Annotated in this window: 7 protein-coding genes; all 7 read right to left on the bottom strand. The window is 61.3% G+C overall.

The features are described 5' to 3' along the window. On the bottom strand, positions 1 to 549 hold a 549-nt coding region (locus tag PHI64_RS23210; protein WP_299888694.1), incomplete at its 3' end, for an aspartate-semialdehyde dehydrogenase. Between the two features lie 40 nt (positions 550 to 589). Then, positions 590 to 1,651, bottom strand: coding sequence for a 3-isopropylmalate dehydrogenase (gene leuB / locus PHI64_RS23205; RefSeq protein WP_299888691.1), 1,062 nt, complete (start codon positions 1,649 to 1,651; stop codon positions 590 to 592). A 51-nt stretch (positions 1,652 to 1,702) separates the two neighbouring features. After that, positions 1,703 to 2,341 carry a 3-isopropylmalate dehydratase small subunit gene (leuD, locus tag PHI64_RS23200; protein WP_299888688.1) on the bottom strand — a complete coding sequence of 213 codons (639 nt, stop codon included), beginning with the start codon at positions 2,339 to 2,341 and terminating at the stop codon, positions 1,703 to 1,705. Further along, a complete protein-coding gene (locus PHI64_RS23195; RefSeq protein ID WP_299888685.1) occupies positions 2,342 to 2,479 on the bottom strand; it encodes an entericidin A/B family lipoprotein in 138 nt (45 codons plus the stop codon). A 16-nt stretch (positions 2,480 to 2,495) separates the two neighbouring features. Continuing rightward, a complete protein-coding gene (gene leuC, locus PHI64_RS23190; RefSeq protein ID WP_299888682.1) occupies positions 2,496 to 3,905 on the bottom strand; it encodes a 3-isopropylmalate dehydratase large subunit in 1,410 nt (469 codons plus the stop codon). 34 nt (positions 3,906 to 3,939) lie between these two features. Continuing rightward, positions 3,940 to 4,776 (bottom strand): M48 family metallopeptidase, encoded by an 837-nt coding sequence (locus PHI64_RS23185; RefSeq protein ID WP_299888700.1) that lies wholly within the window; start codon positions 4,774 to 4,776, stop codon positions 3,940 to 3,942. A 29-nt stretch (positions 4,777 to 4,805) separates the two neighbouring features. Continuing rightward, entirely contained in the window at positions 4,806 to 5,963 is a 1,158-nt protein-coding gene (locus tag PHI64_RS23180; protein ID WP_299888697.1) for an MFS transporter, read from the bottom strand. Between the last annotated feature and the right edge of the window lie 146 nt (positions 5,964 to 6,109).

The following is a 6,109-nucleotide window of genomic DNA, read 5'->3' as shown; positions in this document are numbered from 1 at the left end:
GTTCAGCTCACCCATCTGGGACAGCAACTCACGCATGTTCTGGGCGCCAGCCCCCGAAGCCGCCTGGTAGGTCATGGAAGTGGCCCACTGGACCAGATCACGCTGGAACAGACCACCCAGGGCCATCAGCATCAGGGACACGGTGCAGTTGCCGCCGATCCAGTCACGACCGCCCTTGGCCAGGGAGTCCTTGATGACGTTGAGGTTGACCGGATCGAGGATGATCACGGCCTTCGGGTCCATGCGCAAGGAGGACGCAGCGTCGATCCAGTGGCCGTTCCAGCCGGCAGCACGCAGCTTGGGATACACCTCATTGGTGTAATCACCGCCCTGACAGGTGATGACGATGTCCATCGACTTGAGCTCGTCGATATCCTTGGCGTCCTTCAACGCGGGAGCATCTTTGCCGAAGTTGGGTGCCTTTCCACCGGGGTTGGAGGTGGTGAAGAACACCGGATCGATCAGTGCAAAATCATTCTCTTCGCGCATGCGCTGCATGAGCACGGAACCGACCATGCCACGCCAGCCAACCAGACCTACTCTCTTCATTTTGATCCCCGATCAGACTTGATATGTTTTTCTTGATTGATTACAACGCAGCGATCACCGCATCGCCCATTTCCCTGGTGCCCACGCGGCGGGTGCCCGCTTCGTAGATGTCACCGGTACGATAGCCCGCAGCCAGCACCTTCTTGACGGCATTCTCGATACGCACGGCCTGAGCCTCGAGATTGAAGGTATAGCGCAGCATCATGGCCGCCGACAGGATCGTGGCCAACGGATTGGCCAGCCCCTTGCCGGCGATGTCCGGCGCGGAACCGTGGCTGGGCTCGTAGAGGCCCTTGTTGTTGGCATCGAGGGATGCAGACGGCAGCATGCCGATGGAGCCGGTGAGCATGGAGGCTTCGTCGGAGAGGATGTCACCGAACATGTTGCCAGTCACCATCACGTCGAACTGCTTGGGCGCGCGCACCAGCTGCATCGCGGCGTTATCCACCAGCATGTGGGACAGCTCCACGTCCGGGTAATCGGCCGACAGCTCGATCATCACGTCACGCCACAGCTGGGTGCACTCGAGCACGTTCATTTTGTCCACCGAGCACAGCTTCTTGCCACGCTTGCGGGCTGCTTCGAAGGCGACCTTGCCGATGCGGCGGATTTCGGATTCGGAGTACACCATGGTGTTGAAGCCGACGCGCTCGCCACCTTCCTCGCGAATACCGCGGGGCTGGCCGAAGTAGATGTCACCGGTCAGCTCACGAACGATCAGGATATCCAGACCAGCAACGACTTCCGGCTTCAGGGTGGAAGCATTGGCCAGTTCGGGATAAAGGATCGCCGGGCGCAGGTTGGCAAAGAGGTTGAGTTCCTTGCGGATGGCCAGCAGGCCGCGCTCGGGGCGCTGCTCGCGGGGCAGGTTGTCCCACTGGGGGCCGCCAACGGCGCCGAGCAGGATCGCATCGGCAGCCTTGGCGAGCTTGCTGGTGGCCTCGGGATAGGGGGTGCCAGTGGCATCCACTGCACAGCCGCCGATCAGGGCGGTTTCAGCTTCAAAGTCAAAACCGTCGCCACGCAGGGCGTCGAGCACGCGCAGGGCCTGCTCCATGATTTCGGGGCCGATGCCGTCTCCGGGCAGAACGCAGATCTTCATTATGTCTTTCTGTTTTGGTTGGATGACGCCGACCCTCGGGCCGGCGGGCAATCAGGCAAACAGCCAGGGCTGTTCGATGCGACGACGGGCCTCGAACTCACGGATCTTGTCGGCATGCCGCAAAGTCAGACCGATGTCATCCCAGCCATTGAGCAGGCATTCACGACGGAAAGGATCCACATTGAACGGGATCACCTTGCCATCCGGGCGCGTAATGGTCTGGGTTTCCAGATCCACGCTCAGACGGTAGCCGTTTGCACCAAGACACTGGGCAAACAGGGCATCAACCTCAACGGCGTCCAGCTTGATCGGAAGCAGTCCGTTCTTGAAACAGTTGTTGAAGAAGATATCGGCGAAGCTCGGCCCGATGATGACGCGGAAGCCGAAGTCTTCCAGCGCCCACGGGGCGTGCTCCCGCGAGCTGCCGCAGCCGAAGTTATCGCGGGCAAGCAGGATCTGGGCGCCTTGATAACGCGCTTGATTAAGCACGAAATCAGGGTTCCGGGGCCGCCCGGAATTATCTTGCCCCGGCTGCCCGACATCCAGATAGCGCCATTCGTCGAACAGGTTGGGACCGAAGCCACTGCGCTTGATCGACTTGAGGAACTGCTTGGGGATGATCGCGTCGGTATCGACATTGGCGCGATCCATGGGCGCCACCAGACCATCAAGTTTACGGAATGGATTCATTTACTTGGCTACCTTCTGGATGGCTTCGCCACCCTTTTCAATATCCTTGCCCAGACCTTGCACGGTATTGCAGCCCGTCAGGACAAGCATCGCAATGACGCCGGCCATCGCCGTCAATCTACGCAGATGAGTACGCATGTGTGCGCCTTTCCGCTCAGGCCAGTTCGCGCACATCGGCGAACCGCCCGGCGATCGCCGCAGCAGCGGCCATGGCCGGGCTGACCAGATGCGTTCGCCCACCCGCGCCCTGACGCCCTTCGAAGTTGCGATTCGAGGTAGACGCGCAGCGCTCGCCCGGCTCGAGCCGGTCGGCGTTCATGGCAAGGCACATGGAGCAACCGGGCTCACGCCATTCGAAGCCGGCGGCGATGAAGATCTTGTCGAGACCTTCCGCCTCAGCCTGACGTTTGACCAGGCCGGACCCCGGCACCACCAGCACCAGTTTGACATTGTCGGCCTTGCGACGGCCGCGGGCCACAAAGGCTGCCGCACGCAGATCTTCGATGCGCGAGTTGGTACAGGAGCCGATGAAGACCTTGTCGATGGCAATCGCATTGATCGGGGTACGCGGATTGAGGCCCATGTACTGGAGCGCCCGTTCCATGCCCTCGCGCTTGACCGGATCTTTCTCGAGGACAGGATCGGGCACGATGCCGTCAATCGCCGCAACCATTTCAGGAGAGGTCCCCCAGGTCACCTGCGGCTTGATGGCAGCACCATTCAACTCGACCACTGCGTCGAAGACGGCGCCATCATCGGAGTGCAGGGTGCGCCAGTAGGCGACGGCCCGGTCCCACTGTTCGCCACGGGGCGAGAAGGGACGGTCCTTGAGATAGGCCACGGTCTGGTCATCCACGGCAACCAGGCCAGCGCGGGCACCCGCCTCAATGGCCATGTTGCAGATCGTCATGCGCCCTTCCATGGACAGGCTGCGAATGGCACTGCCGCCGAACTCGATGGCGTAACCCGTGCCGCCGGCCGTGCCGATACGGCCGATGATGGCAAGCACCACATCTTTGGCCGTCACACCTGCACCGAGCTGACCATCAACGCGGACCAACATGGTCTTCGACTTCTTCTGCAGCAGGCACTGGGTGGCCATCACGTGCTCGACCTCGGAAGTACCGATGCCGTGGGCCAGACAGGCGAACGCGCCGTGGGTCGAGGTATGGGAATCGCCGCACACCACGGTCATGCCCGGCAGCGTGGCGCCGTTCTCGGGCCCGATGACGTGGACGATGCCTTGCCGCTCATCCTTGAACGGAAAATAAGCCAGGGCACCGACCTCGCGGATATTGCTGTCCAGGGTTTCCACCTGCTGGCGGGAAACCGGATCCTGGATGCCCATTTCCCAGTGATCGGTGGGCGTATTGTGGTCCGCCGTCGCAACGATGGAGTCGACACGCCACGGCTTGCGGCCAGCCAGCTTGAGGCCTTCGAAGGCCTGCGGGCTGGTGACTTCATGAACGAGGTGACGGTCAATGTAGATCAGCGCGGTACCGTCATCCTCGACGTGCACCACGTGGCTCGACCACAGTTTTTCGTAAAGCGTTTGCGCTTGCATGGGCGAAGGAATGGTAGAGGCAGATAAACCTTGATTATTTCACAGGCTTCGTGTGCTGAGTAGCTTGCTCGTAGAGCGGCATCACACGGGCCGCATACTGGGCCAGATCCTGCTGCCGGCTCTCGCTGGAAGGATGGGTGGATAACCACTGGGGCGGCTGCCCGCCACTGGCTTTACCCATCTTTTGCCAAAGAGTGATTGCGGCACGCGGGTCATAGCCCCCCCGCGCCGCCAGCTCGACGCCGATACGATCAGCCTCGATTTCGTGCTCGCGGCTGTTGGGCAGTTCGAAAGTCACCTTGGCCACGGAGCCGATCAGGTCTGTCCCCATCTGCCCCACCCCGAGGGCCGCCCCCAGCACACCCACCCCGATATTGGTCACCATCGCCTGGGATGCCCGCTCCCGGGCGTGTTCGCGCAGGGCGTGTGCGATCTCGTGACCCATGATCGCAGCGATTTCGTCATCGCTAAGCTGCAGCTTCTCGATGATGCCGGAGTAGAAGGCGATCTTGCCGCCCGCCATGCACCAGGCATTGAGCTCGGGCGAGGTGAGGACATTCACCTCCCAGCGCCACTGGGGCGCGTCAGGGCGGAAGGCTCCGGTGGTGGGGATCAGACGATTCGCCACGGCACGCACCCGTGCCACCTGCTCCTTGTCGCGGTTCAGGGCGTTCTTCTGCCCTGCCTGCTGGAGAATCTTCTGATAGCTCTGAGAGGAAGCCTTGTCCATCTCCCCCGACGAAACCATCATCATCTGCTTGCGCTCGATACCGACGGCACCCGTATGGGTCGTATTCACCGTCTGGCATGCGCTGACAAACGCTACGGTCACAATCATCGGGGCCATGCCCCGCATCCAGTTGAATCCCATGCTCATATCTCTTTCCTGTTACACACGCATCAATGGGCGTCAGCCTGAGCCACGCCCCCATCCCTCCACCAGCCCAGCAGCACGATCAAGCCGACCAGAGCAAACAGCGACCCCAATGAGTACGTCCATTCAGGGCCGATCGAATCCCAAGTGTAGCCGCTGACAAGCCCTCCAATCATGCCACCGGCCCCAAAGGAAATGCTTCCGTACAAGGCCTGCCCTCGGGCCTGATGCTGAGAACCGAACCAGTGATTCACCGCCGCCACCGCCGCCGCATGGTAGGCACCAAAGGTCGCCCCATGCAGGACCTGGGCAAACAGAAGCACAACCACTGAATCTGCCCCCCAGCCTATCAGAGCAAAGCGCAGTACCGCCGCAACGAAACTCAACACCAGCAGATCCCGCAGTGAAAAGACCTTTAGGAGCTGGGGCATTCCCATAAACACAGCGATTTCCGCGACCACTCCAAGGGTCCACATCCACCCGACTAGCGACTTGCTGTAGCCATGAGCGACCAGATGAAGCGAATAGAAGACATACAAGGCACCATGGGCTGCCGACATGAAGAAACACGCTGCCAGCAGCCCGCCCACCTCGGGGCGCCGGAGGATCGAACGCAACGCCACCGGCTGCTGGGGCACTCCGAGCTTGACGGCCTCGGGAATCAGCATGGCGCAGGTGAAAATGCCTACCAATATGGCGAGGGTAATCCATAGCAAGGCCCGCACCGGCAGGCCATCAAGCAGATAGCCGAGCCCAAGCACCGCGATCACGAAACCCACCGACCCCCATACCCGTATATTTCCGTAGCGGCTGGCCTGGCCCTTGAGGTGGGCAAAGGTCAGCGTCTCCACAAGGGGCAGCGCCGCGCTCCAGAAGAAGGACAGGAAGGCCATGCTCAGGAACAGCCCGACATAGGCGTCCGTAACCAGGAAGCCGGCAAAGCCGATGACCGAAAGAAACGCCGACAGACGCACGATGGGTGTACGCACACCCAGCCAGTCTGCCAGCCAGCCCCACAGGGTCGGTGCCAGCATGCGCATCACGGACATCAGCGACATCAGCACTGCGATCTGCGCAGCGGAGCTGCCGATGGACTGCAGATAGAGACCGAAATACGGTGAAAAGGCGCCGACGAAAGCGAAGTAGAAAAAGTAGTAGCCCGACAGGCGCCAATAAGGAATCATCGGCGCGATTCTACCCGGCATCGGGATAGGGGCGATCAGGTTGCCTGACCGTTCCCCTCCCACACCACCCGGCATGCGGGTCCGCACCGGGCGGTTCGAGTAGTTGAGGTCATGAGAGCCGAGGCACGCCGAGCCGTTCGAAGTAG

The sequence above is a fragment of the Zoogloea sp. genome (assembly GCF_028689785.1).
In the GTDB taxonomy this organism is placed as follows: domain Bacteria; phylum Pseudomonadota; class Gammaproteobacteria; order Burkholderiales; family Rhodocyclaceae; genus Zoogloea.
Note: the sequence above shows the minus strand (reverse complement) of the source record. Positions and strands in the feature narration are given on the sequence as shown.